The organism is Citrobacter sp. Cf088, from assembly GCF_030334295.1.
Taxonomy (GTDB): Bacteria; Pseudomonadota; Gammaproteobacteria; order Enterobacterales; family Enterobacteriaceae; genus Citrobacter; species Citrobacter freundii.
Map to the genome: position 1 here is coordinate 936,530 of NZ_JAOWEE010000053.1, position 26,543 is coordinate 963,072.

The following is a 26,543-nucleotide window of genomic DNA, read 5'->3' on the forward strand; positions in this document are numbered from 1 at the left end:
ATCATTTCTGTGGAAGTAGTTAAAATAAAAATTTCCATGTAAATCATTCATCCCGCGTCATAAAAGTGAAACAATTAATACAAGCGCATAACGTTACAAGTCGTTTAAACTGACTTAACGTAAATTGCGCTAAAAAACCATTTCGAAAAAAGAAAACTGGCATGAAAAGATTTTGATGTTATTACCGTGATATCAACGACCCTATTATATTTTGTAGGCTATTAATTGCGGGTGTTTTTCAGTTTAGCGGTACTGGGCGATCCAAATTTTAACCCTGGCTGCGGTAGGGTTTGTTATCTACTTTTTAGCTGAGCAAATGTGAATTAAATGTTTCAGTATGGCTATTTGATAAATTAATAATAAAGACATGTTAACAAACATAGGCTCGTAACATGTCATATCGCCTGAGTGTTCTGGATAAAAGCCCCATCGGGGAAGGTGAAACTGCCGCGACTGCGCTTTCCCGGACGTTGCGCCTGGCGCAACTGGCGGAAGAGTGGGGGTACCATCGTTTCTGGATCGCGGAACACCATAATACGCCACAGCTGGCCAGTCCATCGCCGGAGCTGGTGATCGCCTGGATCCTCGGGCAAACCCAGCGTATCCGCGTTGGTTCCGGCGGCGTGATGCTGCAACATTACAGCCCGTACAAAGTGGCGGAAAACTTCAATCTTCTGGCATCACTGGCTCCTGGACGTGTCGACCTCGGCGTAGGGAAGGCCCCTGGCGGGTTACCGTTGTCGACTCAGGCGTTACAGCATGGACTGCATCAGGAAGAAAAAGGCAGTTTTGCCGATCAGCTTTCTCAGCTTAACGGCTGGCTGGCGCTGAACGGAACGGAAAGCGGGGAAACGGTATTCCCGACGCCAATCCCACCAATACCGCCAGAAGGATTTGTACTCGGAGCCAGTGTGCAAAGCGCACAGTTAGCAGCGCAATCCGACTGGAATTTTATCTTCGCTGCGCACCTCAACGGTGACAAAGCGTTATTACGTGAGGTTTTGTCCTTCTGGCAGACCCACAGCGACCGCCCGACGATAGTCGCCGTTCAGGTGATTGTGGCTGACAGTCACGATACAGCTGCGCAACTGGCGGAAAACGTCCAAATCTGGGGCGTTGAGCTGGAAAATGGTCAACGCGTTACAGTCGCCAGCGAAGAGCAAGCCCTGGCATTCGCCGTACAGGCGGGTAGTTCGCCACGCAAAATCGCGCGTCGTGAACTGGCGTTGTTACACGGCACCGCTCAAGAGGTGATGGTAAAGCTGAATGCTCTGCATACGCAATTTGGTATTGATGAGTTCATTATCGACACGCCAGTGGCGGAGGGCCACGCGCGTCTGACATCGCTGCGTTTGTTGGCACAAGTCCATAATGCCGTGGAGGTGCTCTGATGACCCTCAGCTCAACGCTTATCAACTGGCGTCGTGAATTACATCAGCACCCGGAGCTTTCCCTGCAGGAGGAAGCAACCACCAGGCGCATTCAGGCCTGGTTGCACTCTGCGGATGTCGACATTCTGCCGTTCGAGCTGAAAACCGGTCTGGTCGCGGAAATCGGCAAGGGAGAAGATGTCATCGCGCTGCGAGCGGATATCGATGCGCTACCGATAGAAGAAAGCGCCGATGTTCCGTTTCGCTCCCTCACACCGGGCGTGATGCATGCCTGCGGGCATGACGTCCATACCAGCGTGATGCTTGGAGCAGCACTGCTGCTTAAACAACAGGAAACAACCTTACCGGGTCGAGTACGTATTTTGTTTCAACCAGCTGAAGAGAGTTTCGGCGGCGCAAAAACGTTGATCCGCGCCGGTGCGCTGCAAAACGTAGCGGCTATTTTTGGTATGCACAATGAGCCCGGTTTGCCGGTGGGCGAATTTGCCACACGCGGCGGTGCGTTCTATGCCAATGTCGATCGCTTCGTGCTGCGCATAAATGGCAAGGGCGCACATGCGGCGCGTCCGCATGAAGGCAAAGATGCCATCCTGCTTGCCAGCCAGTTGGTAACCGTGTTGCAAAGCGTTGCCAGTCGCGACGTTAACACGCTGGATTCGGTGGTACTCAGCGTGACCCGTATTCAGGGAGGAAATACATGGAACGTACTGCCAGAGTCCGTTGAGCTGGAAGGGACGCTCAGAACGCACCGGACTCAGGTACAGCAGCAGGTTAAAGCACGGGTTAATGACATCGCTGCCGGATTTGCCCATGCCTTTGGCGCACAAATAGACGTTATCTGGCATGCGGGGCCGACCGCGTTGGTGAACGATGCGCGTTGGGCCGATATCGCCACCACGGTGGCGAAACAGTCAGGCTACACCACTCACCATGCTGACCTGCATATGGGCGGGGAGGATTTTGCCGTCTACCTGCAAAATACCCCAGGCGCATTTGTCAGTATTGGCAGCGCCAGTGAATACGGATTACATCACCCGGGATTTAATCCAGACGAACGTTTAATTGAACCTGCCGCACATTACTTTGCGCAGTTAGCAAAAACGGCATTCGCACACCTTTAAGTTTACCTGTTGGGTAGGGGTTATTATGGCTGAAAATCGGCAACTACGGCTCGGAACTATTCTGCATGGCGCATCGGGAAATATGTCCGCATGGCGCCACCCGGCGGCTCAGGCCGATGCCAGTATTAATTTTGATTTTGTCAAAGAGACGGCGCTTATTGCGGAAAAAGGGAAGCTGGATTTTATTTTTGTCGCCGATGGTCTGTATATTAATGAAAAATCAATCCCGCACTTTTTAAATCGTTTTGAGCCGCTAACAGTATTATCCGCTTTGGCCAGCATCACCCAGAATCTGGGACTGGTTGGCACAGTGTCCACATCATACAGCGAGCCGTTTACGACCGCACGACAGTTCGCCAGCCTGGACCATCTCAGCAACGGGCGTGCGGGCTGGAACGTGGTTACGTCGCCTCTGGAAGGATCGGCAAAAAACTATTCTCGCGCTCAGCACCCGGAGCATGCCCAGCGTTATCGTATTGCCGATGAATATTTACAGGTAGTGAAAGGACTGTGGGATTCCTGGGAAGACGATGCTTTTACCCGTAATAAAACAAGCGGGGAATTTTTTAATCCGCATAAACTGCACACGCTAAACCATCATGGAGATTATTTCCAGGTCGCCGGGCCGTTAAATATTGGGCGTACGCCACAAGGTCGTCCGATTATATTTCAGGCGGGAGCTTCAGCAGATGGCAAGAAATTAGCGGCGCAGCATGCTGATGCCATTTTTACCCATCAGGAGTCGCTGGCAGAGGCTAAGGCGTTCTATCAGGATGTAAAAAGTCAGCTGAAAATCGCCGGACGACATCCCGATCAACTGCATATATTCCAGGGCGTCAGCGTTATTGTTGGCGACAGCGCAGAGGATGTTGAGCAGCAGTATCAGACTACCGCTGCGCTGGTCTCCGTTACCGACGCGCTGAACTATCTTGGCCGCTACTTTGAACATCATGATTTTGCCCAATATCCGCTGGACGCACCGTTCCCGGATCTTGGCTCTCTCGGACAAAACAGCTTTCGCAGTACGACTGATGAGATCAAACGCAACGCGCGCGAGCGTGGCTTAACACTCCGTCAGGTTGCTCTGGAAGCGGCCAGCCCACGTCCGCGTTTCAGCGGCACGCCGGAACAGGTCGCCGACGGCCTGCAGCAGTGGTTCGACGAGAAAGCCGCAGACGGTTTTATTATCCAGGGCGGAACGCCGGATACCTTCCCGCGTTTTGTCGAACAGGTTGTCCCTGTGCTTCAGGCGCGGGGCCTGTTCCGCCATGAATATCCCGGTACGACCCTGCGCGCAAGCCTGGGATTAACGACACCTGCAAATCAATTCACACAATAAGAGAAAAAAGCTATGCAGAAAAAATCAGTATTCCTCGCGCTGTCGCTGGCTTTCAGCGCGACTGTCTGGGCAAATGATGTGACGATTAACGGCACGGGCGTAAGTCTGGAAGCCAATAAAACGCCGATCAATACGGCAAAGAATCCGCAGGCGATTGCGCAATTGCCCGCAAACCTGCACCTGGCCGTACCGGGCAAATTCACCGTGGCGATTGCCGGGCTCAGCCAACCACCGCTGACCGTCTTTGCCGATGACAATAAGACGCTGATCGGCAGCGAGGCGGACATCGCGCGTCTGGTGGCTGACAGTTTGGGGCTGGAACTCAACGTCGTACCTACGTCATGGGAAGACTGGCCGCTGGGCGTCACTTCCGGCAAATACGATGCCGCGATCAGCAATATTACCGTCACCAAAGCACGCAAAGAAAAATTCGATTTCGCGACGTATCGGAAGGACTCTCTTGGCTTTTATGTCAAAACCGGTAGCAAGCTGAAGAAAATCGAGCAGGCGGAAGATATCGCTGGACTGCGCATTATCGTCGGTTCAGGGACGAACCAGGAAGCCATCCTGCTGGCCTGGAACGATGAGAACGTGAAGAAAGGGTTACAGCCGTTTACGCCGGTGTATACCAAAGATGATGCCGCGCAAACCCTGGCCCTACAGTCAGGCCGCGCCGATGCCTACTTCGGCCCTAATGTAATCGGCGCATGGAAAGCTGCACTCAACGGTAAAACGCAATTGGTGGGTAGTGTTGATGGCGGTTGGCCAAAAGCGGCACACATTGCTGTGACGCTGAAAAAGGACAGCGGTCTGGTTCTGCCGGTACAAACCGCCCTCAACGGCGTGATTGGCAACGGCGATTATGACAAGGTGCTGAATCGCTGGGGAGAAGGGGTGGAACGCATTCCGCAATCTGAAATCAACCCGGCCGGTTTAGGCGACTAAGGAGGTCATCGTGAGCGATCAATTTCGCGTGGTCTCACCTGAAGCCAGCGAGCTACAGCCCATTTTGAACGGTCTGTTCGGTGAGTATGCTGCCCGCTATGGCGATTATTTTTCTCGTGACGCTGAAGTGGAACTGACCGAATGGTATCTGGCACCGCAGGGACTTTTTGTGGTCCTGGAGCGTGGCGGCGAAATTATCGCCACCGGGGCTTACAAACCTTACGACAAGGACACTGCCGAGATTAAGCGTATCTGGACAAAAAGCAGCCTGCGTCAGCAGGGACTGGCGGCGCGTGTAGTGCAGGAACTGGAACGTCGGGCGCTACTCGCGGGCTACAGCCGGATATATCTGACCACAGGATTTCGCCAGCCGGAGGCCGTCAGACTTTATTTAAGCCAGGGCTACGATCCGCAATTTGATACGACGCGCAATCCAGAAGAGTACAGCCAGCCACCGTTTGATGGACGACTGCGCTTTACCAAACTGCTGACTATTGCCGGTCAGGCCAGAATCGCCTGAGGAGAGAAGATGAAAACGACAGATAGCATTAAAGTCGTACCGGCGCGTTACCCCATGCGCACCGTTGGCGCGGTCATTGCTTTGTTTGCCCTGGCGGTGATTCTCCAGTCTGTGGCGTTTAATCCGCGCTGGGAATGGAGTGTGTTTGCCCGCTGGTTCTTCGATCCGGTGATTTTGTCTGGTCTTGGACAAACGCTGTTACTGACACTTATCGGGACGCTGTTGAGTATTCTCATCGGCGGTCTGCTGGCGCTGGCGCGGCTTTCATCTTCCTGGCTGTTGAACTGTCTGGCCTGGGGGTACATCTGGCTGTTTCGTTCGTTACCACTGATTGTGGTGCTAATCGTTCTGTACAACTTCTCCTATCTATACGACACGCTGACAATTGGTATTCCGTTTACTCCCATTCAGTGGGGAAGTTTTGAGACCATCAATGTACTCGGTCAGTTTTCCACTGCGGTGGTTGGCCTGACGCTGGTGCAAAGCGCCTATACCGCTGAGATTATACGTGGTGGATTTTTGGGGGTTGATCACGGTCAGTACGAGGCAGCGGCAGCACTGGGCTTACCGGCAGGGCGACGTACGCTGCGGATTATTCTGCCGCAGGCGCTGCGCACCATTTTGCCTGCTGGCTTCAATGAAATCATCAGCCTGGCGAAAGGGACGGCGATGGTATACGTGCTGGCAATGCCGGAGCTGTTCTACACCATCCAGATGATATACAACCGCACGCAGGAAGTGATCCCGCTGCTGATGGTGGGTGCGGTGTGGTATCTGGTGATCACCAGCATTCTGTCGCTTATTCAGCATCTGGTCGAACGCACGCTGGCACGCAGCGAACGACGTTCAGCGATCAACACAGTCCGGGTGAGCCGTGCAGAAAAACGCAGTCGTCAACGTCCACAGCAGGAGGCCGTCCATGTCCCACTCGCCTGAAGGCCATATTTCTATTACCGGCGTCAGCAAATACTTTGGTCGCCACAAAGCATTGGATAATGTGTCGCTGGAGATCCCTCCCGGAACGGTAACGGTCATTCTCGGGCCGTCCGGTTCAGGGAAATCCACACTCCTGCGTACCATCAACCATCTGGAACGCGTCGATGAGGGTTTTATTCAAATCGATGGCGATTACATTGGCTATCGTCGGCAGGGAGACAAGCTGTATGAGCTGAAAGAGGCGGAAATTTTGCGCCAGCGGGTTAACGTCGGCTATGTGTTCCAGAACTTTAATCTGTTCCCGCACTTAACGGTGCTGGAGAACCTGACTGAAGCGCCCATTGCGCACGGACTGGCATCGCGTAAAGCCGCCACCGAGCGGGCATTAACGCTGCTTGATGCGGTAGGGTTGCGCAATAAAGCCGATGCCTGGTCGCGTCACTTATCTGGCGGTCAGCAGCAGCGTATCGCTATTGCCCGTGCACTGGCGCTAAATCCGCGCGTCATGCTGTTTGATGAGCCTACATCTGCACTGGATCCTGAGCTGGTGGGCGAAGTCCTGGATGTCATTAAAGCGCTGGCGAAGTCGGGAACCACGCTGGTGGTGGTGACGCACGAGATTGGCTTCGCTAGGGAGGTGGCAGATCAGGTGGTGTTTATGGTCGATGGCAAAATCGTCGAGCAGGGCAGCAGCGAGCAGGTACTGAATCATCCACGCCACACGCGCACCCAGCAGTTTTTGTCGAAAGTGCTTTGAGTTACATTGCGGCACAAGACTGTGCCGCACAAGGATTACAGGGTGACGACGATTTTGCCCACCTGACCGTTGGCTTCCATGTATTGATGTGCTTCAACGATATCATCAAAGGCAAAGGTTTTATCAATCAGCGGTTTGAGCTTGCCGGATTGCAGTCCTTCAAAGATAAACCGTTTTGCACGTGACAGTTTTTCCGGGTTCGTGGTGATTTCGAAAATCTCATAGCCGCGGAAGGTCAGATGACGACCGAGTATCTCAATTACCGGAATCGACAAATCTCGCGCATCAAGAGAGCCATACTGGAAAAAGAGTCCGCCGGCTGGCATCACCTGGGCAATTTTTGCCACGCCAGGGCCACCGACCGGATCGAAGACCACGCGGGTACCTTTGCCGTCAGTGATCCGGTTAATCTCCGCCACCAGATCCTGCTCCTGGCTGGCGATAACCTCTGCCGCGCCAAGTTGCAGAAGCTGGGCACGTTTCTCACTGGTGCGCGTCATCGCAATCGGTTTTGCTCCCCGCATGTTAGCAATCTGAATTGCCGCCAGTCCGACGCTGCTGGAAGCAGCATTGATCAGCACGTTATCACCAGGCTTAATATCCGCATATTCAACCAGCGCACCGAAAGCGGTCACATACATCATCCAGCTCGCCGCGGCTTCCTCGAAGCTAAGATTCTCAGGATGTTTGACGACAGCATGGGCTGGAGCATTGACGACTTCACCGTACATACCATACTCATGGAAGCTGAAAGCCGGGATGACGCTGACGCTATCGCCGGGCGCAAACTCACGCACGTTGTCTCCCACGGATTCAACAACGCCAGAAGCCTCATAGCCCAGACGAGCCGGAAATTTGGGTTGGTAAATATACTGGCCGGTACGATACATAATTTCCGCACGGTTAATGCCGATTGCGCGTACGCGTATCTGAACTTCATCCGCGCGAGGAGCAGAAACTGGCATATCCTGGATTGTCAGGACGTCAGCGTCGCCTGGTTGATTAAAAACCACGACCTTAGACATAGCAAACCTCTGTAAATTGTTCTGTATTGGGTCTGCACAATTTAACGGCTCAGATGAGGGTGAAAAACCGCAGTTGCGGAACTTCACTATTACTCAGATTATAATAATCCCTGTAGGCGCGATTTTTGCTCGGTAAAAAGCGCACACAGCCAGTCAATAAACACCCGAACGCGGGGGGCAAGATGACGTCTGTCGGGGTAAAGCACAGAAACCGGTTTTGATTCCCCGGCATAATCAGCCAGCACCTCAACGAGCTGGCCCGACTGGATCCAGGGGGCCAGTACCGCGTGCACACCGTGGATGATACCGAGTCCGGATAAACAGCCTGTCAAAAGAATGTCGGAGTTATCAACGCAGATGTGACCTGTAGGGATAAACGACACGGTTTCACCCTCACGGACGAAGGACCATTCCAGTGCTTCACGATGACGTTCACTGAAGAAGTTAATTGCCTGATGTCGGGATAAATCCTCTGGCGTCTGCGGTACGCCGTGTTTTTGCAAATAATTCGGGGACGCGCATGTCACCATTTTTACCTCACCAAGCCGCCGTGAAATCAGAGAAGAGTCTTGTAACTCGCCAATGCGAATCATGCAGTCGATACCTTCGGCAAGCAGATCGATTCTGCGGTCGGTGGAGGTGAGGACAATCTCAATATCCGGGTAGCGCGACTGGAAATCGTTCAGGGCCGGGACTAATACCGAGTGAGCCAGCGACAGGGGGGCATTCACCCTGAGTTTTCCGCGCGGAGGGCGAGTGGGTGAGAAAGAAGCCATGATGTCATCAACGTCACTGAGCAGGATTTTTGTGCGTTGGTAAAAAGCGTCACCTTCTTCTGTCAGACTCACTTTACGAGTCGTGCGGTTAAGCAACTTTGCTCCCAGATCGTCTTCAAGATGTTGGATAGCTTTGGTCACTGCAGGGCGGTGCAGGTGTAACACGTCTGCTGCTCTGGCAAATCCACCTTGCTCAACAACCTGTACAAAAATGTTCATATATTCAAACATACTGGAACGCATGGCTTATTCTCCCCCGGTATTCGACCATTGTTATTATGAAAGTAATAATCATGTCTGCATAGGTTGCCGAATGCTGCTCTACACTTAGGGTTTTAACTTTGGGGATTGCAGCATGATTAAGGTCTATGGGGTACCGGGCTGGGGATCGGCCATCAGTGAAGTGATGCTCACACTGGCGGAGATCCCTTATCATTTTATTAATGTCGACGGTTTTGACAGTGACGGCCCTCAGCGGGAGTTGCTTAAGACGATGAATCCACTATGCCAGGTGCCCACGCTGGTACTGGAAAATGGCAGTGTGATGACAGAAACGGCGGCGATCGCGCTGATGATTCTCGATCGTCGCCCTGAACTTTCACCACCCGTTGGACACGCCGAACGCCAGCAGTTTCAGCGTCTGTTGATATGGCTGGTAGCAAATGTCTATCCCACGTTTACCTATGCCGACTATCCAGAACGTTGGGTACCGGACGCCCCGGCGCAGTTGAAAAAGAACTGCATTGAGTACCGTAAATCCCTCTATATGTGGCTGAACGATCAGCTAAACGCCGAGCCGTACGCATTCGGGGATCAGCTAACACTACTGGACGTATATATTGCCGTTATGCGCAGCTGGGGACCTGGGCATGACTGGTTTCAGGACAACACGCCGAATATTAGCGCTATCGCTGATGCAGTTTGTCAGCATCCGAGGCTGCGTACTGTACTGAAAAGCAATAAGATTATTTGAATAAAAAAACGCTGTTCCGCAGGAGTGCAAATCCCGGAACAGCGGGCGAACTCCGACGGGCCATTGGACAACGCGTCGCCTCTCTGTTTGCCGATCGTATCGAACAAATTCCACGTGAAGACGATATTATTGATGTCGGATTTCACCTGGTTGAAGAGAGTCCGCATAAGTTACTTGCATCCCAAAACAATAAGGAACCTGTCATGCCGCACGTTGATATCAAATGTTTTCCTCGCGATTTGAACGAAGAAGAGAAGGCCGCACTGGCGACGGATATTACCGAAGTCATTATTCGTCATTTACAAAGCAAAGAGAGTTCAGTGAGCGTGGCGCTGAATGAAGTTGAGCCGGATGCCTGGCAGGCGGTATGGGATGCGGAAATCGCACCACAGATGACGAGGCTGATTAAAAAACCCGGCTACAGCATGTGAAAGAAAACGGGCGATTATTGCGCCCGTATTATTCAGCCGCTGTTATGCGTTTCCCGCTGGTGACAAACGTTCCGGCGCCAAGATGATGCAGGGTATTGAGTTTATCATCATCAAACTGCCAGCGTCCTTCCACGAAAGCTCTCTCATCAGCGGCAGCCGAGACCACTTCCCCAAACAGGGTGTCATATTTTTCCTGTGCCGCCGTTGCAGGCAGCAGACGACACTCCATCCAGGCTAGGCATTTCGCTTCTATTAACGGTAATCCCAGCACCGGACCTTTTACCACCGGAATACCGTAGCAGTTAAATTTATCTTCCACGCGACCGGAAACGCTGCCCACCGCGTAAGTCCAGTTGGTAGCGGCCACGCCCGGAATAACAATACCGAACTTGCCGCTACGCTCAATCAGTTCACGCGACCAGGCAGTCTTATCAACAACAATTGCAATCCGCGGCGGTTCAAATTCCACCGGCATTGACCATGCTGCCGCCATCACATTGCGCCGCTCGGTATGCTCATCCCGGCTGGTGATCAGTATCGTAGGGCCGTGGTTAAGCAGCCGACTGGCATGTTTTAATTCGATTGAACGGAAATGGTTCATGGATGCTCCTGGGCTGAGAGATAACACACCACAATAGATATAGATATTAACGGTATTAGCGATTTTGTCGCCTCGTCTGGAGGAACAACGCACAAAATCGACGGCGTAAAATTAAAAATGAGTTATAAGTACTGCATTAATCGAACAGGAACTCCCTATGACGCCTTTTTTAACCGCTTATTTTGCCCGTATTGGCTGGTCAGATTCGGCCAGCGTCGACATTGAAACTTTAAAAGCGCTGCATTTACTGCACAACGGCGCGATTCCGTTTGAAAACCTGGATGTATTACTGCCAAGAGAGATGCAGCTTGACGATTTGTCGCTGGAAGAGAAGCTGGTGACGGCGCATCGTGGCGGTTATTGCTTTGAACAGAATGGAGTGTTTGAGCGCGCGTTACGCGAAATCGGTTTTAACGTACGCAGCCTTCTCGGTCGTGTGGTACTGGCAAATCCGTCAAGTCTGCCGCCGCGCACGCATCGTCTGTTGCTGGTTGAATTACAGGGAGAGCAGTGGATCGCCGACGTTGGCTTCGGCGGGCAAACGCTGACGGCGCCGATTCGTCTGCAGGCCGACATTGAGCAGCAAACGCCACACGGCGAATATCGTCTGGTTCAGGAGGGGGACGATTGGATCCTGCAGTTCCGCCATCACGATCACTGGCAATCAATGTACCGTTTTGACCTGGTCGTGCAGCACCAGAGCGATTATCTGATGGGCAATTTCTGGTCCGCGCACTGGCCACAATCGCATTTTCGTCATCATTTGCTGATGTGTCGTCATCTTCCGGACGGCGGTAAGCTGACGTTGACCAATTTTCATTTCACCCGTTATCAGGATGGTCGGGCGATAGAGCAGATTAATCTGCCCGATGTCGCCAGCCTGTATGCCTTGCTGCAGGAACAGTTTGGACTGGGCGTAGATGACGTGAAGCATGGGTTTACCGAAGATGAGCTGGCGACGGTCATGGCGGCGTTTGATACGCATCCGGAGGCGGGGAAATAGGGGCATCGGAAGTCATGCCGGATGCGGCGTTATCGCCTTATCCGGCCTACGGGAACCATTAAAAATCTATCGCCCATTCGGCGTGAAACAGGATCACTGCCGAACCGGTAATGGTCACTTTTTCCGGCAGGTTTTCACGGATAGCCACCGTCACATCAACAATACCGTCACGCCCGAGCGCGCGGCCCTGATGCCCCTGAACACGTAGCGTTTTTCCGTCATGCGGCATCAACCCATGTTGAACCAGCCACGCGCCCATTGGACCGTTGGCATTGCCGGTAACCGGATCTTCCACAATACCAATAGCAGGCGAGAACATGCGGCCATCGGTGGCGTTTTCGCCCTTGCGAATTTGAAAAGGGAAGAAACCGTTACAGCCAATTTGCTTGCTGATAGCGGTCAGGGCAGGCAAATCCGGGGAAAGGGCGTCGAGGTCCACCTCAGGCTTCAGCGCAATCATTACTTTAGAGTGTCCGGTAGTGGCTACCTGAATGGGTAATCCGGGCAGCATATCGTCTTCGCTCAGGTGCAGTGCATCGATTATCGCGGCACGTACAGCACCTTCCAGCGGAGCTTCGAATCCAGGTACGCCTTGTTCAAGGCTGATGCGATAGTCATTGTCACTTGCTTCAATATCGACCCGATGACGACCGGCGAGCGAGGTTTGCCAGACGGTGCTGTTGCCCAGACCCAGCACCTTGGCGCGCACATAATGTGCGGCGACGGTAGCGTGTCCACAGATAGGAACTTCGACCGTCGGCGTGAAATAACGAATGCGAACATCGCTGTCGTCACTGGTCAGCAGGAATGCGGTTTCCGAATGACGCAGCTCGCGAGCAATAAGTTGCATCTGTGCTTCGCTCAATCCGTCAGCATGCAACACCACTCCCGCTGAATTGCCGCGAAAGGGTACTGAAGTAAAGGCATCGACGTGATAAACCTGTGGTTTCATTAGCGTTCTCCCTGGGATGGAGAAGCATCATAACGTACAAAAAGCGGGATAGCGATCCAGGCCCGGTAAGCGCTAGCGCTACCGGGCAGCAGAGGAAATTAGCGACGCGAACGCACTATCTGATAACGGCGGGTAAAGTACTCAAACGGCGCACTCCACACGTGGACCAGTCGGGTGAACGGGAACAGCAGGAAAATGGTCATCCCCAGAACCAGATGCACACGGAAAATCCACGCCACGCCATCCAGATGCGCAGACGCACCGCCCTGGAAGGTCACCACCGACTGCGCCCAACCGACCAGTTTTAGCATTTCACTGCCGTCAGGATGCTGTGCAGAGAACGGGATAGTGGTTAAACCGAGGATGCATTGAATCAGCAGAACGCAGAGGATCAAAATATCGGCGGTCGAGGAGGTTGCGCGAATGCGCGGGTTAGTGAGCCTGCGCACAAGCAGGCCAGCGCCACCCACCAGTGTGAGCACGCCACAAAGTCCGCCGGCAATCATTGCCATCTGCTGCTTTACCGCAATCGGCAGGAACCAGGCATACATCCAGTGCGGCGTTAACATGCCAAACAGGTGACCGAAAAAGATCCCCAGAATGCCGATGTGGAACAGGTTTGACCACAACACCATACCGCGTTTGTCCAGCATCTGGCTGGAAGAGGCGCGCCATGTGTATTGCCCATAGTCGTAGCGTAGCCAACTGCCGAGGATAAACACCGTACCGCACAGGTACGGATAGATATCGTAAAAAAAGACGTTCAGGTACTGTATCATTTCGGGCCTCCCGCGCTGACGTCGACATACTGAGGTGCCACGTCCTGGCTAAAGCGTCGTTGATAGTTTTGTAACGGTGAACTGTCACAGGCGGTGGCGTTATCCTCAATAAACTTCACCTGTTCCTCTTCCCAGACTGCATCCAGCGCCTGTCGGGTATCGTCGCGTGTTTCCGCGCCAACCTGCTTAGTGACACTGTCACTCGAAAGAGGGCTTCCGGCAAGCTGCAACAGGGCATCAAACAGTTGATACCACGGCGTATCGCGCTGTTTTAAGCGCCCGCCAAGCAACGCCAGAATTGGTGCGACGTTCTGCAGTCCTTCTTTGGCCTCAGCTTCAGGTAACACGCTTAAGTACTCAAGATATAAAGGCAGGTGATCCGGCAGTTCGCGACAGTTTAGCTGCAGCCCGACCTTTTCATACTGCGCCAACAAATCAACCATCGCCTGGCCCCGGTCACGGGACTCGGCGTGCACATGCTCAAACAGCAGCAGTGAGGTGGCCCGACCCCGGTCGAATATTTCGCACCATTCGGCTTGTTTATCCAGTAACGGCGCATTGAGCAGCTCCTGGCTAAAATCATTCAGCGTGGGGGCATCGCTGGCCACAAGCGCCAGCGCGTCGTCTTTACACTCCCATAGCAGCTCGTCGGGGTACTCCATCAGCAGGCCGATAACCTTCAGGATTTGCATTATTCACCCTCCGCTTTATCGCGCACTTCGGTGATGTCGATGGCATCAATACGGCTACTGTTAAACAGGTTGAATTTGGTATCTGAGCCATGGCAGCCGTCACCGAAGGTAAAGCCGCAGCCGTTTTTCTCCGGGAAGGCATCACGCGCCATTTCGCGGTGACTGGTCGGGATCACGAAACGGTCTTCATAGTTGGCGATGGCCAGATAACGATACATCTCCTCGACCTGCTCAACGCTCAGACCCACTTCCTCAATCGCGCGGGTGTCCGTGACGCCTTCTACGGTTTGCGCACGCATATAGTGGCGCATGGCCATCATCCGTTTGAGCGCCCTCAGCACCGGACCGGTATCACCCGCACTGAGCATATTGGCGAGGTACTGAACCGGAATTCGCAGCGACTCAACCGCAGGCAAAATGTTGCCATTGTGCGGCAGTCCGCCCGCGTCGGCGACCGACTGAATCGGTGACAATGGCGGCACATACCAGACCATCGGCAGGGTGCGATACTCCGGGTGCAGCGGTAGCGCCAGCTTCCAGTCCATCGCCATTTTGTAAACCGGCGAGCGCTGAGCTGCTTCGATGACGTTGTGTGGAATACCTTGTTTTAGCGCCTCTTCAATCACCGCCGGATCGTTCGGGTTGAGGAACACATCGCACTGACGCTCGTAGAGATCGGTTTCATGCTCGGTGCTCGCTGCTTCCTCGATACGGTCTGCGTCGTACAGCAATACCCCGAGATAACGGATACGCCCAACGCAGGTTTCTGAACACACCGTCGGCTGGCCGGACTCAATACGCGGGTAGCAGAAAATGCACTTCTCTGACTTACCGCTCTTCCAGTTAAAGTAGATTTTTTTGTACGGACAGCCGCTGATGCACAAGCGCCAACCGCGACATTTGTCCTGGTCGATCAGCACAATGCCGTCTTCTTCACGCTTATAGATAGCACCGCTCGGGCAGGTGGCGACACAGCTTGGGTTCAGACAGTGCTCGCACAGGCGCGGTAAATACATCATGAAGGTGTTTTCGAACTGACCGTACATCTCCTTTTGCATCTTCTCGAAGTTACGGTCGCGGGCACGTTTTGAAAATTCGCCGCCAAGCAGTTCTTCCCAGTTTGGACCCCAGATAATCTTGTCCATCCGTTTACCATCTATCAGCGAACGCGGACGCGCGGTGGGCTGATTCTTGCTCTCCGGCGCGCTATGCAGATGCTGATAATCGTAGGTAAACGGTTCATAGTAATCATCGATTTGCGGGATCACCGGGTTGGCGAAAATTTTGGTGATCACGCCCATCTTACCGCCCAGACGCGGTCTTATCTTGCCGTTGACATCGCGAACCCAGCCGCCTTGCCACTCTTCCTGATCTTCCCAGTTTTTCGGATAACCAATCCCCGGTTTAGTCTCGACGTTGTTAAACCACGCATATTCCATCCCTTCACGCCCGGTCCAGACGTTTTTACAGGTGACGGAGCAGGTGTGGCAACCGATGCACTTATCCAGATTAAGAACCATGCCTACCTGTGAGCGTATTTTCATTTTTTCGCCTCCTGTACCTGATCGCGACCTTCATCATCCAGCCAGTTAATGTTTTTCATTTTTCTAATCATGATGAACTCATCGCGGTTAGAGCCGACCGTCCCGTAATAGTTGAAGCTGTATGCCAGTTGCGCATAGCCGCCGATCATGTGCGTGGGTTTCGGGCAGACGCGGGTGACCGAGTTATGGATCCCGCCACGCATTCCGGTGACTTCCGAGCCTGGGATATTCATGATTCGCTCTTGAGCGTGATACATCATGGTCATTCCCGGCGGCACGCGTTGACTCACCACTGCACGCGCGGTGAGCGCACCGTTGGCGTTGAAGGCTTCAATCCAGTCGTTATCCTCAATGCCCAGCTCTTTGGCATCGGTCTCGCTGATCCAGACAATGGGGCCGCCGCGCGAAAGCGTCAGCATCAGTAGGTTTTCACTGTAGGTAGAGTGGATCCCCCATTTCTGATGCGGCGTAAGGAAGTTGAGGGCTTTTTCCGGGAAGCCGTTAGGCGGAACTTCGCGCATTTCGCTGACGCTACGGGTATCAATAGGCGGACGATACGCCACCAGACTTTCACCAAACGCACGCATCCACGCGTGATCCTGGTACAGCTGCTGGCGACCGGACAGGGTACGCCATGGGATCAACTCGTGGACGTTGGTATAGCCTGCGTTATAGGAGACATGTTCGCTTTCAAGGCCGGACCAGGTAGGACTGGAGATGATTTTGCGCGGCTGCGCCTGGATATCGCGAAAACGAATCTTTTCGTCTTCTTTGTTCAACGCCAGATGCGTATGGTCGCGTCCGGTCATCGCCCCCAGCGCTTCCCAGGCTTTCACCGCCACCTGACCGTTGGTTTCCGGCGCCAGGGCGAGGATCACCTCAGAGGCATCCAGTGCGGTGTCAATCAGCGGTCGGCCTTTTGCCGGGCCTTCACGTTTGGTGTAGTTCAGCATGCCGAGGAAATCGACTTCCGCCTGGGTATTCCACGCAATGCCTTTCCCTCCATTTCCAAGCTTGTCCATAAGCGGACCGAGTGAAGTAAAGCGTTCGTAGGTAGCGGGGTAGTCACGTTCCACAACGGCGATATTCGGTGCCGTTTTCCCCGGGAGGAGATCGCATTCGCCTTTGCGCCAGTCCAGAATGTCAAACGGCTGCGCCAGCTCTGCCGGAGAGTCGTGTTGCAGTGGTTGCAACACCACATCCGTCTCTTGCCCAAGATGTCCCACACATACCTCAGAGAACACTTTGGCGATGCCTTTATAAATTTCCCAGTCACTCTTCGATTCCCATGCCGGGTCGACCGCCGCGGACAACGGATGAATAAACGGATGCATATCCGAGGTATTCATATCGTCTTTTTCATACCAGGTAGCGGTTGGCAAAACGATATCGGAGAACAAACAGGTGCTGGACATACGGAAATCGAGCGTGACCAGCAGATCGAGCTTGCCCTCTATCGCCGCGGACTGCCATTCAACCTCTTCAGGTTTAATACCCTCACTTGAACCGAGCGCTTCCCCCTGGATCCCGCTTTCGGTACCCAGTAAATACTTGAGCATGTATTCATGCCCTTTACCGGAGGAACCGAGCAGGTTAGAGCGCCAGACGAAGAGGTTGCGTGGGTGGTTTTTGCCGCTATCCGGTTGCTCACAGGCAAAACGAATATCACCCGACTTCAGCGCTTGGGCAGTGTATTGCGCAGGAGATAACCCAGCTTGTTCTGCCTTCGCTTTGACGGTCAATGGGTTAAGGTTAAGCTGCGGCGCAGAGGGTAGCCAGCCCATTCGTTCAGCACGTACGTTAAAGTCAATCAAATGTCCGCTAAACTTCGACGCATCGGCCAGCGGAGAGAGGAGTTCTTGCGCGGTGAGTTTTTCATAACGCCACTGACTGGAGTGGTTGTAGAAAAACGAAGTGCTGTTCATCTGACGCGGAGGACGGTTCCAGTCCAGCGCAAAGGCCAGCGGCAACCAACCGGTTTGAGGACGCAGCTTCTCCTGACCCACATAGTGCGCCCAGCCGCCGCCGCTTTGTCCTACGCAACCACAGAACACCAGGATGTTAATCATCCCGCGGTAGTTCATATCCATGTGATACCAGTGGTTAACGCCAGCCCCGAGGATGATCATCGAACGGCCATGCGTTTTGTGCGCAGTATCGGCAAACTCACGGGCGATTTGTTCGATATGACGGCGTGGCACACCGGTAATTTGCTCGCCCCAGGCCGGGGTGTAGGCTTTTACTTCGCTGTAATCTTGTGCGCTATGAACGTCATCCAGACCACGATCGAGGCCGTAATTCGCCAGCACCAGATCATAGACGCTCACCACCGGGCAACGGCTACCGTCAGCGAGGGTGAGATGTTTTACCGGTAGTCGACGGATCAGCACCGGTTCTTGTTTTACACTGCGAAAATGTGGGTTTTCGTTGCCGCCAAAATAGGGGAATGCCACGCCGGTCACGTCATCATGCTGGCCAAGCAGCGAGAGGGAAAGCTCTGTTTCAGCACCAGCCGCCAGGGGTTCCAGGTTCCATTTGCCTTTCTCGCCCCAGCGAAAACCGATAGATCCGTTCGGGACAACCAGTTCGCCCTCGCGGTTGAAAGCCACCGTTTTCCACTCTGGATTGTTGCTTTCACCCAGACCATCGACAAGGTCTGAGGCGCGCATCATGCGCCCAGGCACGTAGCTGCCATCTTCGCGGGCATCCAGCAGCACCAGCATCGGCATATCGGTATAGCGACGACAGTAATTGAGGAAATAATCGCTGGGATTGTCGAGATGGAACTCTTTCAGGATGACGTGGCCCATCGCCATTGCCAGCGCGCTGTCTGTCCCTTGTTTCGGTGCCAGCCACTGGTCGCACAGTTTGGCGACTTCCGAGTAGTCTGGCGTAATGGCAATTGTCTTGGTGCCTTTGTAGCGAACTTCAGTAAAAAAGTGCGCGTCCGGGGTACGGGTCTGCGGCACGTTAGAGCCCCAGGCGATGATATAGCTGGAGTTATACCAGTCGGCGGATTCAGGAACGTCGGTCTGCTCGCCCCAGGTCATCGGTGACGCGGGCGGTAAGTCGCAGTACCAGTCATAGAAGCTCAGACAGGTTCCGCCCAGTAGCGAGAGATAGCGCGTACCTGCGGCATAGGAGACCATCGACATTGCGGGGATGGGAGAGAATCCGGCCACACGATCCGGGCCGTAGGTTTTCACCGTCCAGACGTTGGCAGCAGCAATCAGTTGATTAAGTTCTTTCCAGTTGGAACGGATAAACCCACCGCGCCCGCGTACCTGCTTGTAGCTCTGGCATTTTTGCGGGTCGTTCATAATGGATTCCCAGGCCAGCACCGGATCGGGCTGGCGGGACAGGGCGTCGCGCCACAATTCGATTAAGCGTTTACGCACCAGTGGATATTTCAGGCGGTTAGCGCTGTAGAGATACCACGAGTAACTTGCGCCGCGTGGGCAGCCACGGGGCTCATGATTTGGCAGGTCAGGGCGGGTACGCGGGTAGTCGGTTTGCTGAGTTTCCCAGGTTACCAGCCCGTTTTTGACGTAGATTTTCCAGCTGCATGAGCCGGTACAGTTAACGCCGTGGGTAGATCGCACAATTTTATCGAACTGCCAGCGCTGACGATAGCTGTCTTCCCAGTCCCGGTTGGTGTGCATTACTTGCCCATGCCCCTCGGCAAACGTATCGCCCTTTTGTTTAAAGTAGCGAAAGCGGTCTAACAGTTTACTCATGACATAACTCCTGCTTCGAATAACGTTGCCTACACAGGCCAAAAGATGACTATTTTTTTTGTGATTTACGGCCGTAAACCAGCCAGGTCACCAGCACGCAGACGATGTAGAACACAAGGAATATTTTCATGGCGCCTACCGGAGATCCGGTCAGCGCCAGCGATGAACCGAACGCTTTCGGGATAAAGAAGCCCCCGACAGCGCCAATTGCGGAGATAAATCCCAGGGCGGCGGCGGTATCGGTTACCGCCTCACGCTGGGCCTGTTCTTCAGTACCACCGTGCAGCTTCACCCGGTAAATGGTGATTTTGCGAAAGATCACCGCAATCATCTGGAAGGTCGAACCACTGCCCAGACCCGCGGTCAGGAACAAGCCCATAAACACCAGGTAAAACGCGATAAAGCTTCCTTCGCCCGAGCCGGGCAAAGTGAGAAACAGCAGGGCGCTGAACAGTGCCATAAAGATGAAGTTAATTAAGGTGACCCGCACACCACCAAACTTGTCAGAGATAACACCGCCCGCCGATCGCGCAAGCGCACCGATGAAGGGCCCGAAGAACGCCAGTTGCAGAATATTCACGTCAGGGAACTGTGTTTTCGCCAGCATGGCAAAGCCTGCTGAAAAACCGATAAATGAACCGAAGGTGGCGAGATACAGCAGACTTAATAACCACAAATGAAAACGCTTGAGGACCGGTAGTTGGGAGGCAATTGAGGCCTTCGAACTGGCAATGTCGTTCATTCCTATGCCCGCTGCCACGGTCGCTATCAGCAGTAGCGGCACCCAAATCCATGCGGCATTGGCCAGTGACAGTAACGATCCGTCAGCTTGTGGTACGCCCTGCACGCCCAGGAAGGTAAAAATGGGGAGAAAGATCACCAGCGGCGCGATCAACTGCATCACGCTGACACCGAGGTTGCCGAGGCCACCGTTAATGCCTAGTGCGCTGCCTTGCTTCGCTTTGGGGAAGAAAAAACTGATATTGCCCATGCTGGAGGCAAAGTTAGCGCCAGCAAACCCACACATCAGCGCAATGATAATAAATACGCCAAACGGAGTAGCGGTATTTTGCACGGCAAAACCGAGCCAGACGCAGGGAATAACCAGAATGACGGTGCTAAAAATGGTCCAGCGGCGCCCCCCAAATATAGGTACCATAAAGGAGTAGGGAACGCGCAATATTGCACCAGAAAGAGAAGGTAATGCCGTTAATAAAAACAGTTGATCGGTGGTAAAATTAAAACCAATTTTATTCAGATTGACAGCAACAGCGCTGAACAACATCCAGACGCAAAACGCAAGCAGCAAGCAACTCACTGATATCCAGAGGTTTCTTTGGGCAATGTGCTTACCTTTGTTTTCCCAAAAGGCAGGATTTTCGGGTTTCCAGTCAGTTAAAAGATAACGATTATTTTTCTCATTTGATGCTGACATATTATTCTCCATGCACATGCCGTTCATGAAAAAGAAATAAACGCATACAGCGCCGCGCGAGTTCTTTTAGAAACTATTGAAAAGTTTTGGGAATATTGACTGAAAGAATAGATAAAAAAGCGCAATAACGCGGCGTGATGAGGGAATTACACGTTGCTTAAGTGTTACCAATTGTAAATATAAAAGATGTATTATTAATTCATCTATAACATCAATTAACTAACTCTAACGTAATCATACGATCCAGGTGGCGTTCGAATGCAGGATCGGCCATTTCCTCAATGCCTAATACATAGATGCCATCCAGACCGCATACCAACGCAATTAAACGCCAGGCCACATCAGCAGCATCCGGGCGTGAAGAAAACTCACCGGCTTTCTGTCCCTGAGAGATGATAGCGGCGGTTTCTTCGTGCCACATCCGCATGGTCAGCAGGTAAGCGCTTTTGATTTCCGGATCTTTATCCGCCAGAACCTGCGCTTCACGCCATAGTTTTATATAGGGTTCGAACCCGCCATCTTCGCTGCCCAGCATGGCATGCAGCCGTTCACGGAAGCTGGCGTTTGCGCTGACCAGTTCGGCATCCAGAAGAGTACGGATCAGTTGCACAAAAGCGAGGGATTTTAACTCGCCGGCAGACGTAAAGTGATGATGCACCTGGCCGGTTGACACCTGAGCTTCCGTGGCAATACGCCGCACCGTCATGGCGGCAAATCCTTCCTCAAGCGCGACGCGCATTGCCGCCTGCAGAATCAATTCCCGACGTTCATCCCGATTTAGATAGCTCATCGTTACTCCCATACCCGTTTAGCACGCAGTCTAACAAAAAGTTGGACATACGTTCAAATTTCCGTAGGATCGCCGAACCTGGACGTGTGTCCAGTTTCAGTTTTGAAGGGAGTTTTATGTTTCGTCAGTGGTTAACGTTAGTGATTATTGTGCTGGTCTACATCCCTGTTGCGATTGATGCAACGGTGCTGCACGTTGCCGCGCCCACGCTGAGTATGACGCTGGGTGCCAGTGGTAACGAGCTGCTGTGGATCATTGATATTTATTCTCTGGTAATGGCCGGTATGGTGTTGCCCATGGGGGCGCTGGGCGATCGCATTGGCTTTAAACGCTTGCTGCTGTTAGGTGGAGGCTTGTTTGGTCTGGCATCGCTGGCGGCCGCTTTTGCTCATAGCGCCAGCTGGCTGATTGTCACCCGGGCCGTGTTGGCGATTGGCGCGGCGATGATTGTGCCGGCAACGCTTGCGGGGATTCGCGCCACTTTCGCTGAGCAACGGCATCGTAATATGGCGCTCGGCGTCTGGGCCGCGGTTGGTTCCGGCGGTGCGGCGTTTGGCCCACTGGTTGGCGGGATGCTACTGGAGCACTTCTACTGGGGATCAGTATTCTTAATTAATGTACCGATTGTCCTGGTGGTAATGGCCTTAACCGCACGCTTAGTGCCGCGCCAGGCTGGACGTCGCGATCAATCGTTAAATTTTGGTCATGCGATAATGCTGATTGTCGCCATTCTGCTGCTGGTATACAGCGCCAAAACCGCGCTGAAAGGGCATACGGCGACCGTTGCTATCGCTCTGACGCTGTTAACCGGCGCTTTGCTATTGTGGCAGTTTGTCCGCATCCAGCTTGCGGCAGCCCGCCCGATGATTGATATGCGGTTGTTCACGCATCGCATAATCTTAAGTGGCGTAGTGATGGCGATGACCGCGATGATAACGCTGGTGGGTTTCGAGTTACTGATGGCTCAGGAGCTACAGTTTGTCCACGGCTTAACACCGTATCAGGCAGGGTTGTTCATGCTGCCGGTGATGCTGGCAAGTGGTTTCAGCGGACCGATTGCCGGTATGTTGGTTTCACGTCTGGGATTACGTTGTGTGGCAACGGCGGGCATGGCGCTGAGCGCTGTTAGCTTTTACGGTCTGGCGATGACGGATTTCAGTAGTCAACAGGTACAAGCCTGGATTTTGATGGCTTTGCTCGGCTTCAGCGCCGCCAGTGCGCTTCTGGCTTCAACAGCGGCTATCATGGCAGCAGCACCTGCGGAAAAAGCCGCGGCCGCGGGTGCCATCGAGACAATGGCTTATGAACTGGGAGCCGGACTTGGGATCGCTATCTTTGGTTTGCTGTTGAGCCGTAGCTTTTCTGCATCGATTCTGCCGCCAGCCGGACTTAATGCGCAGGAAATGGAACGTGCCTCATCGTCAATGGGGGAGGCGGTACAACTGGCACACTCGCTCCCGTCGTCACTGAGTGAGGCATTGCTGACGGCTGCCAGAGAAGCGTTCACCTGGTCACATAGCGTGGCCTTAAGCAGCGCCGGCAGCATGCTTATCGTATTAGCGATAGGAATGTGGTTCAGTCTGGCAAAGGTACAACGTTAATAACTAGTGAGCTAAATGACAGGGGTAATCCATCTCTTCGACTTCTTTCCCACTCAGTCGAGCGTATTGCCCCGTCAATCTCCAGAACGCAGGCTGTGTTTCCGTATAGATCTCTGCCGCTAATATCAGGCGGCGGCGATCTACCTCATTAAGTTCCAGAAGTGTCCATGGAATAAAGTAGCGATCGCTGTCCGTCAACGTAAACCACAGTGGGCATCCGCAGCCGGAACAGAAGAACCGTTCACCACGATTTGAGGAAGGAAAGTGCGACGGTTCTGCCGATTCTGGCGACATCAGCGGGTGAGCGCAGGCTTCCAGATACATGGCGATGCCGCCTGACCATTTCTGACACAGCGTACAGTGGCAGGCATAGACATCCAGCATTTCAACGTCAACGGTAAAATGACTCTGTCCGCAAAGACAACGACCAGTGAATGTCTGCACGGCATACTCCTTATGACCGAGTCTACATCAAGAGAAAAAGCCAGCCCTTAAAGGACTGGCTTTGTATTCAGACTACAACAAAATTAGAACTGGTAGTTCAGACCAACAGCAACGATGTTGTCAGTGCTTACACCGGCAGCATTGGTGAAGGCATTGTCATCCAGCAGGTTGATTTTGTAATCAACGAAGGTAGACATGTTTTTGTTGAAGTAGTAGGTAGCACCCAGATCTACGTATTCAACCAGATCCTGGTCGCCGTAACCGTTGATGTCTTTACCTTTGGATTTCAGGTAAGCAACGGACGGACGCAGACCGAAGTCGAACTGGTACTGAGCAACAACTTCAAAGTTCTGTGCTTTATCTGCGATACCGTTAACTTTAGAACCATAGGTGGTCATGTTGCGGGTTTCGGAGTAGGTGGTTGCCAGGTAGATGTTGTTCGCATCATATTTCAGGCCAGCAGCCCAAACTTCAGCGTTTTTACCGTCAGCTTTGAACTGACCGATGTGGTTGTTCTGAGAATCAGTACGGTCAGATTTCGCATAGGTTGCACCAATGCCGAAGCCTTCATACTCGTAAGTAGAAGACAGACCAAAACCGTCGCCGTTAGCTTCTTTGACGTCAGAACGGTCGTTTTTGCCCTGGTACTGAGCAGCAAAGTTCAGACCTTCAACCAGACCGAAGAAATCGGTGTTACGGTAGGTTGCAACGCCGGTAGTACGGCCAGTCATGAATACGTCAGTCTGGGTCCAGGTATCGCCACCGAACTCTGGCAGAACGTCGGTCCATGCGCCGATGTCGTAGGCCACGCCGTAGTTACGACCGTAGTCGAAAGAACCGTATTCAGCGAATTTCAGACCAGCGAATGCCAGACGAGTTTTGTCTGCTTCAGAGCCCTGGGATTCAGAACGGTTGCCTTTGAATTCATATTCCCACTGACCGAAACCAACCAACTGGTCATTGATCTGAGTTTCGCCTTTGAAGCCCAGACGCGCGTAGGTTTTGTCGCCATCGCTGCCGTTGTCGTCAGAGAAGTAGTGCTGAGCGTGAACTTTTCCGTAGATATCCAGTTTGTTTGCGTCTTTGTTATATACCTCAGCTGCGTTTACCGCACCTGCCGCCAACAGGCTAGTCACTGCCACTGCAACTAATTTAAGTTTCATTCTAAATAATCCTTATAATTTTTTCTTGGTGTGTTTCCTAAACCATTGCTAAACGAAGGGGTTCGTCAATGGCAAACTATTTTTAAATGACGCAGTGGTATAAGTTCAATAATAAGTTTCATAATATTGCGAAATATTTGAAGTTGTGTGATCCAGATCTACATAATATAGCTGATTGTATTAATCTTTATATGTGACAAATCTGAATGGGTATATTTACGTAGGGGACTATTGTCAGGGCTATGATTTAAATAGCGTTAGTTTCGCATGTGTAATATATGCATATGAAGGGATATAGATAACCGCATAATATTTTCGCGTGTTAACTAATTACCATATATTTAACATTTAATTAAACAAATACGAACATAAATCGCAAGTGGAATGAACAATTATTATTCATCAATTTGTCTAAAGTATAGCCGGGTTTTATTTGTTTGTGATAAAACCCGCCTTTTTTTTCAGGCGCGGCGCGTTGCCAGCCAACAAAGTAGCGATCCCGCGCAAACCATCAGTGCGCCCTGCCAGAAAGATAGCGAAAGCGGTGCACTGAGTAACACAGCAGCCAGTGCAGAAGAGAGCACAGGGGTAAAATAGGATCCTACGGCCATGATGGTCACGTTGCCATGCAAAATGCCAATATTCCACGCCGCATAGGCAAATCCTAACGTTAATGCCGCTGAGAACATTTTAATAGTCACCGAAGTGCTGAAAATCATTTTTGGTTGCGGAGTCATAAAATAGTAAATCCACAAACTTGCGGCTGTTAGTAAAACGAACACGGTGATGCCGTTAAAGCCTTTTGCATATTTATTGGTCACCGTGCAATACGTTGCCCAGATAAAAGCGCCGAGAAAGGCGAGAAAATAGCTCAGCGGACTGCTGGCAACATTGCTGATAATTTCATCAAGGTTAAGACCGTTTTCACCACCCAATACCCAACAAACCCCGGTCAATGCGATAATTAATCCAGGGATTACCAGCCAGGTTGTTTTTTGACCATTAAATAAAATAGCAAACAATATCGTCAAACTCGGCCAGAGATAATTGACCATACCGACTTCAATAGCCTGGTGACGAGTAGCCGCATAACCGAGAGCCAACGCTAAACATATTTCATAAGTAACAAAAAGCACGCTACCAGCGATTAAATAGCGCACAGGAATTTTTCTGATATTCGGAAAGCCGACGGTAAAAATCAGCAACAGACCACTTAACGAAAAAATCATTGCTGCGCCGCCCGCAGGACCCAGTCCTTCACTTACCCCACGCATGAGTCCGACCATCGTGCTCCAGAGCACGATGGCAATGAGCCCAATTAACGTTGCCTTTTGTTTTGTCATTCTGATTGTCTGTCCATGGTACTGGCAAAAATTTAAGCTGAAATTTATAGCACTTTTATACCGTAGCGCGCTAATTAATTGCCTTTCCCATACTCCCTTATGGGTACAAGGGTTAAACAAAGTGCACTATTTAGTAGCGGAACCGTTTCGTTATTGATTTGACGCAAAAAAAATATGGATATAGCTGATAGTTTCGTCGCGAAGTTGTACATGGCATCTTTCAGACTGCTGCGCTGGCGCAATTT

The 26,543-nt window shown here is 52.4% G+C and carries 24 protein-coding genes and 1 pseudogene; 12 read left to right on the forward strand and 13 right to left on the reverse strand.

The annotated features are described in order from the left end of the window. Positions 1-392 precede the first annotated feature (392 nt). Genes OGV71_RS17405 through OGV71_RS17430 form a run of 7 tightly spaced genes read left to right on the forward strand, consistent with a single transcriptional unit; the run spans position 393 to position 7,009 of the window. Positions 393-1,391 carry an MsnO8 family LLM class oxidoreductase gene (locus OGV71_RS17405; protein WP_032949336.1) on the forward strand — a complete coding sequence of 333 codons (999 nt, stop codon included), beginning with the start codon at positions 393-395 and terminating at the stop codon, positions 1,389-1,391. After that, positions 1,391-2,512 carry an amidohydrolase gene (locus OGV71_RS17410; RefSeq protein ID WP_003843712.1) on the forward strand — a complete coding sequence of 374 codons (1,122 nt, stop codon included), beginning with the start codon at positions 1,391-1,393 and terminating at the stop codon, positions 2,510-2,512. The genes OGV71_RS17405 and OGV71_RS17410 overlap by 1 nt, the downstream gene beginning before the upstream one ends. 25 nt (positions 2,513-2,537) lie before the next feature. Next, positions 2,538-3,851 (forward strand): LLM class flavin-dependent oxidoreductase, encoded by a 1,314-nt coding sequence (locus OGV71_RS25610; RefSeq protein WP_502873631.1) that lies wholly within the window; start codon positions 2,538-2,540, stop codon positions 3,849-3,851. A 12-nt stretch (positions 3,852-3,863) separates the two neighbouring features. Further along, a complete protein-coding gene (locus tag OGV71_RS25615) occupies positions 3,864-4,796 on the forward strand; it encodes an ABC transporter substrate-binding protein (protein WP_006684496.1) in 933 nt (310 codons plus the stop codon). A 10-nt stretch (positions 4,797-4,806) separates the two neighbouring features. Next, positions 4,807-5,316, forward strand: coding sequence for a GNAT family N-acetyltransferase (locus tag OGV71_RS17420; protein ID WP_048217555.1), 510 nt, complete (start codon positions 4,807-4,809; stop codon positions 5,314-5,316). Positions 5,317-5,325: 9 nt separating this feature from the next. Beyond that, entirely contained in the window at positions 5,326-6,252 is a 927-nt protein-coding gene (locus tag OGV71_RS17425) for an amino acid ABC transporter permease (RefSeq protein ID WP_044710795.1), read from the forward strand. Continuing rightward, positions 6,236-7,009: an amino acid ABC transporter ATP-binding protein gene (locus tag OGV71_RS17430; protein WP_286533747.1), complete on the forward strand. Its 774-nt coding sequence runs from the start codon at positions 6,236-6,238 to the stop codon at positions 7,007-7,009. The genes OGV71_RS17425 and OGV71_RS17430 overlap by 17 nt, the downstream gene beginning before the upstream one ends. Before the next feature lie 35 nt (positions 7,010-7,044). Here OGV71_RS17430 and OGV71_RS17435 read toward each other — a convergent pair whose 3' ends face one another. Then, positions 7,045-8,034 (reverse strand): zinc-dependent alcohol dehydrogenase family protein, encoded by a 990-nt coding sequence (locus OGV71_RS17435; RefSeq protein ID WP_044702319.1) that lies wholly within the window; start codon positions 8,032-8,034, stop codon positions 7,045-7,047. Positions 8,035-8,132: 98 nt separating this feature from the next. Further along, on the reverse strand, positions 8,133-9,053 hold the full coding sequence (locus tag OGV71_RS17440) for a LysR family transcriptional regulator (RefSeq protein ID WP_257651203.1): 921 nt from the start codon (positions 9,051-9,053) through the stop codon (positions 8,133-8,135). A 112-nt stretch (positions 9,054-9,165) separates the two neighbouring features. Between OGV71_RS17440 and OGV71_RS17445 the strand changes: the two genes are divergently transcribed. The 3 genes and pseudogenes from OGV71_RS17445 to pptA all read left to right on the forward strand — a co-directional run bounded on the left by OGV71_RS17445 (position 9,166) and on the right by pptA (position 10,214). Next, on the forward strand, positions 9,166-9,783 hold the full coding sequence (locus tag OGV71_RS17445) for a glutathione S-transferase family protein (protein ID WP_003836190.1): 618 nt from the start codon (positions 9,166-9,168) through the stop codon (positions 9,781-9,783). A 53-nt stretch (positions 9,784-9,836) separates the two neighbouring features. Beyond that, positions 9,837-9,938: pseudogene (locus tag OGV71_RS17450) on the forward strand (GntR family transcriptional regulator); the annotation flags it as partial. A gap of 48 nt (positions 9,939-9,986) precedes the next feature. After that, positions 9,987-10,214: a tautomerase PptA gene (gene pptA / locus OGV71_RS17455; RefSeq protein ID WP_003836197.1), complete on the forward strand. Its 228-nt coding sequence runs from the start codon at positions 9,987-9,989 to the stop codon at positions 10,212-10,214. 28 nt (positions 10,215-10,242) lie between these two features. Here the strand turns inward: pptA and OGV71_RS17460 are convergent, their stop codons facing one another. Then, positions 10,243-10,815 (reverse strand): flavin reductase family protein, encoded by a 573-nt coding sequence (locus tag OGV71_RS17460; RefSeq protein WP_286533748.1) that lies wholly within the window; start codon positions 10,813-10,815, stop codon positions 10,243-10,245. A gap of 157 nt (positions 10,816-10,972) precedes the next feature. Here OGV71_RS17460 and nhoA point away from each other — a divergent pair, with 157 nt between their 5' ends. Further along, positions 10,973-11,818, forward strand: a complete 846-nt coding sequence (nhoA, locus tag OGV71_RS17465) for an N-hydroxyarylamine O-acetyltransferase (RefSeq protein WP_048217737.1) — start codon at positions 10,973-10,975, stop codon at positions 11,816-11,818. Between the two features lie 58 nt (positions 11,819-11,876). Here nhoA and OGV71_RS17470 read toward each other — a convergent pair whose 3' ends face one another. From OGV71_RS17470 to OGV71_RS17500, 7 genes are all read right to left on the reverse strand, one after another. Then, positions 11,877-12,770, reverse strand: a complete 894-nt coding sequence (locus OGV71_RS17470) for a PhzF family isomerase (RefSeq protein ID WP_016150259.1) — start codon at positions 12,768-12,770, stop codon at positions 11,877-11,879. A gap of 98 nt (positions 12,771-12,868) precedes the next feature. Beyond that, complete coding sequence (gene narI / locus OGV71_RS17475; RefSeq protein WP_003020109.1) at positions 12,869-13,549, reverse strand: respiratory nitrate reductase subunit gamma; 681 nt, start codon at positions 13,547-13,549, stop codon at positions 12,869-12,871. Next, complete coding sequence (gene narW / locus OGV71_RS17480; RefSeq protein ID WP_071696116.1) at positions 13,546-14,241, reverse strand: nitrate reductase molybdenum cofactor assembly chaperone; 696 nt, start codon at positions 14,239-14,241, stop codon at positions 13,546-13,548. Before narW ends, narI begins: the two co-directional genes overlap by 4 nt. Next, on the reverse strand, positions 14,241-15,785 hold the full coding sequence (gene narH, locus OGV71_RS17485; RefSeq protein ID WP_003020103.1) for a nitrate reductase subunit beta: 1,545 nt from the start codon (positions 15,783-15,785) through the stop codon (positions 14,241-14,243). Before narH ends, narW begins: the two co-directional genes overlap by 1 nt. Then, positions 15,782-19,522: a nitrate reductase subunit alpha gene (locus OGV71_RS17490; protein WP_286533750.1), complete on the reverse strand. Its 3,741-nt coding sequence runs from the start codon at positions 19,520-19,522 to the stop codon at positions 15,782-15,784. The genes narH and OGV71_RS17490 overlap by 4 nt, the downstream gene beginning before the upstream one ends. 49 nt (positions 19,523-19,571) lie before the next feature. After that, positions 19,572-20,957, reverse strand: a complete 1,386-nt coding sequence (locus OGV71_RS17495; RefSeq protein WP_286533752.1) for a NarK family nitrate/nitrite MFS transporter — start codon at positions 20,955-20,957, stop codon at positions 19,572-19,574. A gap of 211 nt (positions 20,958-21,168) precedes the next feature. Beyond that, on the reverse strand, positions 21,169-21,747 hold the full coding sequence (locus OGV71_RS17500; protein ID WP_071696149.1) for a TetR family transcriptional regulator: 579 nt from the start codon (positions 21,745-21,747) through the stop codon (positions 21,169-21,171). Positions 21,748-21,863: 116 nt separating this feature from the next. On the opposite strand from OGV71_RS17500, the gene OGV71_RS17505 reads away from it, so the two are divergent. Next, positions 21,864-23,348, forward strand: a complete 1,485-nt coding sequence (locus OGV71_RS17505) for an MFS transporter (protein ID WP_003020091.1) — start codon at positions 21,864-21,866, stop codon at positions 23,346-23,348. Between the two features lie 3 nt (positions 23,349-23,351). Here the strand turns inward: OGV71_RS17505 and OGV71_RS17510 are convergent, their stop codons facing one another. The 3 genes from OGV71_RS17510 to yddG form a co-directional block, all read right to left on the reverse strand. Continuing rightward, positions 23,352-23,792 carry a GFA family protein gene (locus tag OGV71_RS17510; protein WP_071696113.1) on the reverse strand — a complete coding sequence of 147 codons (441 nt, stop codon included), beginning with the start codon at positions 23,790-23,792 and terminating at the stop codon, positions 23,352-23,354. Positions 23,793-23,875: 83 nt separating this feature from the next. Then, a complete protein-coding gene (gene ompD / locus OGV71_RS17515; RefSeq protein ID WP_177711997.1) occupies positions 23,876-24,955 on the reverse strand; it encodes a porin OmpD in 1,080 nt (359 codons plus the stop codon). Between the two features lie 461 nt (positions 24,956-25,416). Next, positions 25,417-26,298, reverse strand: coding sequence for an aromatic amino acid DMT transporter YddG (gene yddG, locus OGV71_RS17520; RefSeq protein WP_204584309.1), 882 nt, complete (start codon positions 26,296-26,298; stop codon positions 25,417-25,419). Positions 26,299-26,543: the final 245 nt, after the last annotated feature.

Bases quoted from the DNA above. Each gene is read 5' to 3' on its own strand.
- ompD (WP_177711997.1), bottom strand. From the start codon at position 24,955: ATGAAACTTAAATTAGTTGCAGTGGCAGTGACTAGCCTGTTGGCGGCA.
- OGV71_RS17490 (WP_286533750.1), bottom strand. From the start codon at position 19,522: ATGAGTAAACTGTTAGACCGCTTTCGCTACTTTAAACAAAAGGGCGAT.
- OGV71_RS17405 (WP_032949336.1), top strand. From the start codon at position 393: ATGTCATATCGCCTGAGTGTTCTGGATAAAAGCCCCATCGGGGAAGGT.
- narH (WP_003020103.1), bottom strand. From the start codon at position 15,785: ATGAAAATACGCTCACAGGTAGGCATGGTTCTTAATCTGGATAAGTGC.
- yddG (WP_204584309.1), bottom strand. From the start codon at position 26,298: ATGACAAAACAAAAGGCAACGTTAATTGGGCTCATTGCCATCGTGCTC.
- narW (WP_071696116.1), bottom strand. From the start codon at position 14,241: ATGCAAATCCTGAAGGTTATCGGCCTGCTGATGGAGTACCCCGACGAG.
- OGV71_RS17505 (WP_003020091.1), top strand. From the start codon at position 21,864: ATGTTTCGTCAGTGGTTAACGTTAGTGATTATTGTGCTGGTCTACATC.
- OGV71_RS25615 (WP_006684496.1), top strand. From the start codon at position 3,864: ATGCAGAAAAAATCAGTATTCCTCGCGCTGTCGCTGGCTTTCAGCGCG.
- nhoA (WP_048217737.1), top strand. From the start codon at position 10,973: ATGACGCCTTTTTTAACCGCTTATTTTGCCCGTATTGGCTGGTCAGAT.
- OGV71_RS17495 (WP_286533752.1), bottom strand. From the start codon at position 20,957: ATGTCAGCATCAAATGAGAAAAATAATCGTTATCTTTTAACTGACTGG.
- pptA (WP_003836197.1), top strand. From the start codon at position 9,987: ATGCCGCACGTTGATATCAAATGTTTTCCTCGCGATTTGAACGAAGAA.
- OGV71_RS17445 (WP_003836190.1), top strand. From the start codon at position 9,166: ATGATTAAGGTCTATGGGGTACCGGGCTGGGGATCGGCCATCAGTGAA.
- OGV71_RS25610 (WP_502873631.1), top strand. From the start codon at position 2,538: ATGGCTGAAAATCGGCAACTACGGCTCGGAACTATTCTGCATGGCGCA.
- OGV71_RS17425 (WP_044710795.1), top strand. From the start codon at position 5,326: ATGAAAACGACAGATAGCATTAAAGTCGTACCGGCGCGTTACCCCATG.
- OGV71_RS17430 (WP_286533747.1), top strand. From the start codon at position 6,236: ATGTCCCACTCGCCTGAAGGCCATATTTCTATTACCGGCGTCAGCAAA.
- narI (WP_003020109.1), bottom strand. From the start codon at position 13,549: ATGATACAGTACCTGAACGTCTTTTTTTACGATATCTATCCGTACCTG.
- OGV71_RS17410 (WP_003843712.1), top strand. From the start codon at position 1,391: ATGACCCTCAGCTCAACGCTTATCAACTGGCGTCGTGAATTACATCAG.
- OGV71_RS17460 (WP_286533748.1), bottom strand. From the start codon at position 10,815: ATGAACCATTTCCGTTCAATCGAATTAAAACATGCCAGTCGGCTGCTT.
- OGV71_RS17500 (WP_071696149.1), bottom strand. From the start codon at position 21,747: ATGAGCTATCTAAATCGGGATGAACGTCGGGAATTGATTCTGCAGGCG.
- OGV71_RS17470 (WP_016150259.1), bottom strand. From the start codon at position 12,770: ATGAAACCACAGGTTTATCACGTCGATGCCTTTACTTCAGTACCCTTT.
- OGV71_RS17435 (WP_044702319.1), bottom strand. From the start codon at position 8,034: ATGTCTAAGGTCGTGGTTTTTAATCAACCAGGCGACGCTGACGTCCTG.
- OGV71_RS17440 (WP_257651203.1), bottom strand. From the start codon at position 9,053: ATGCGTTCCAGTATGTTTGAATATATGAACATTTTTGTACAGGTTGTT.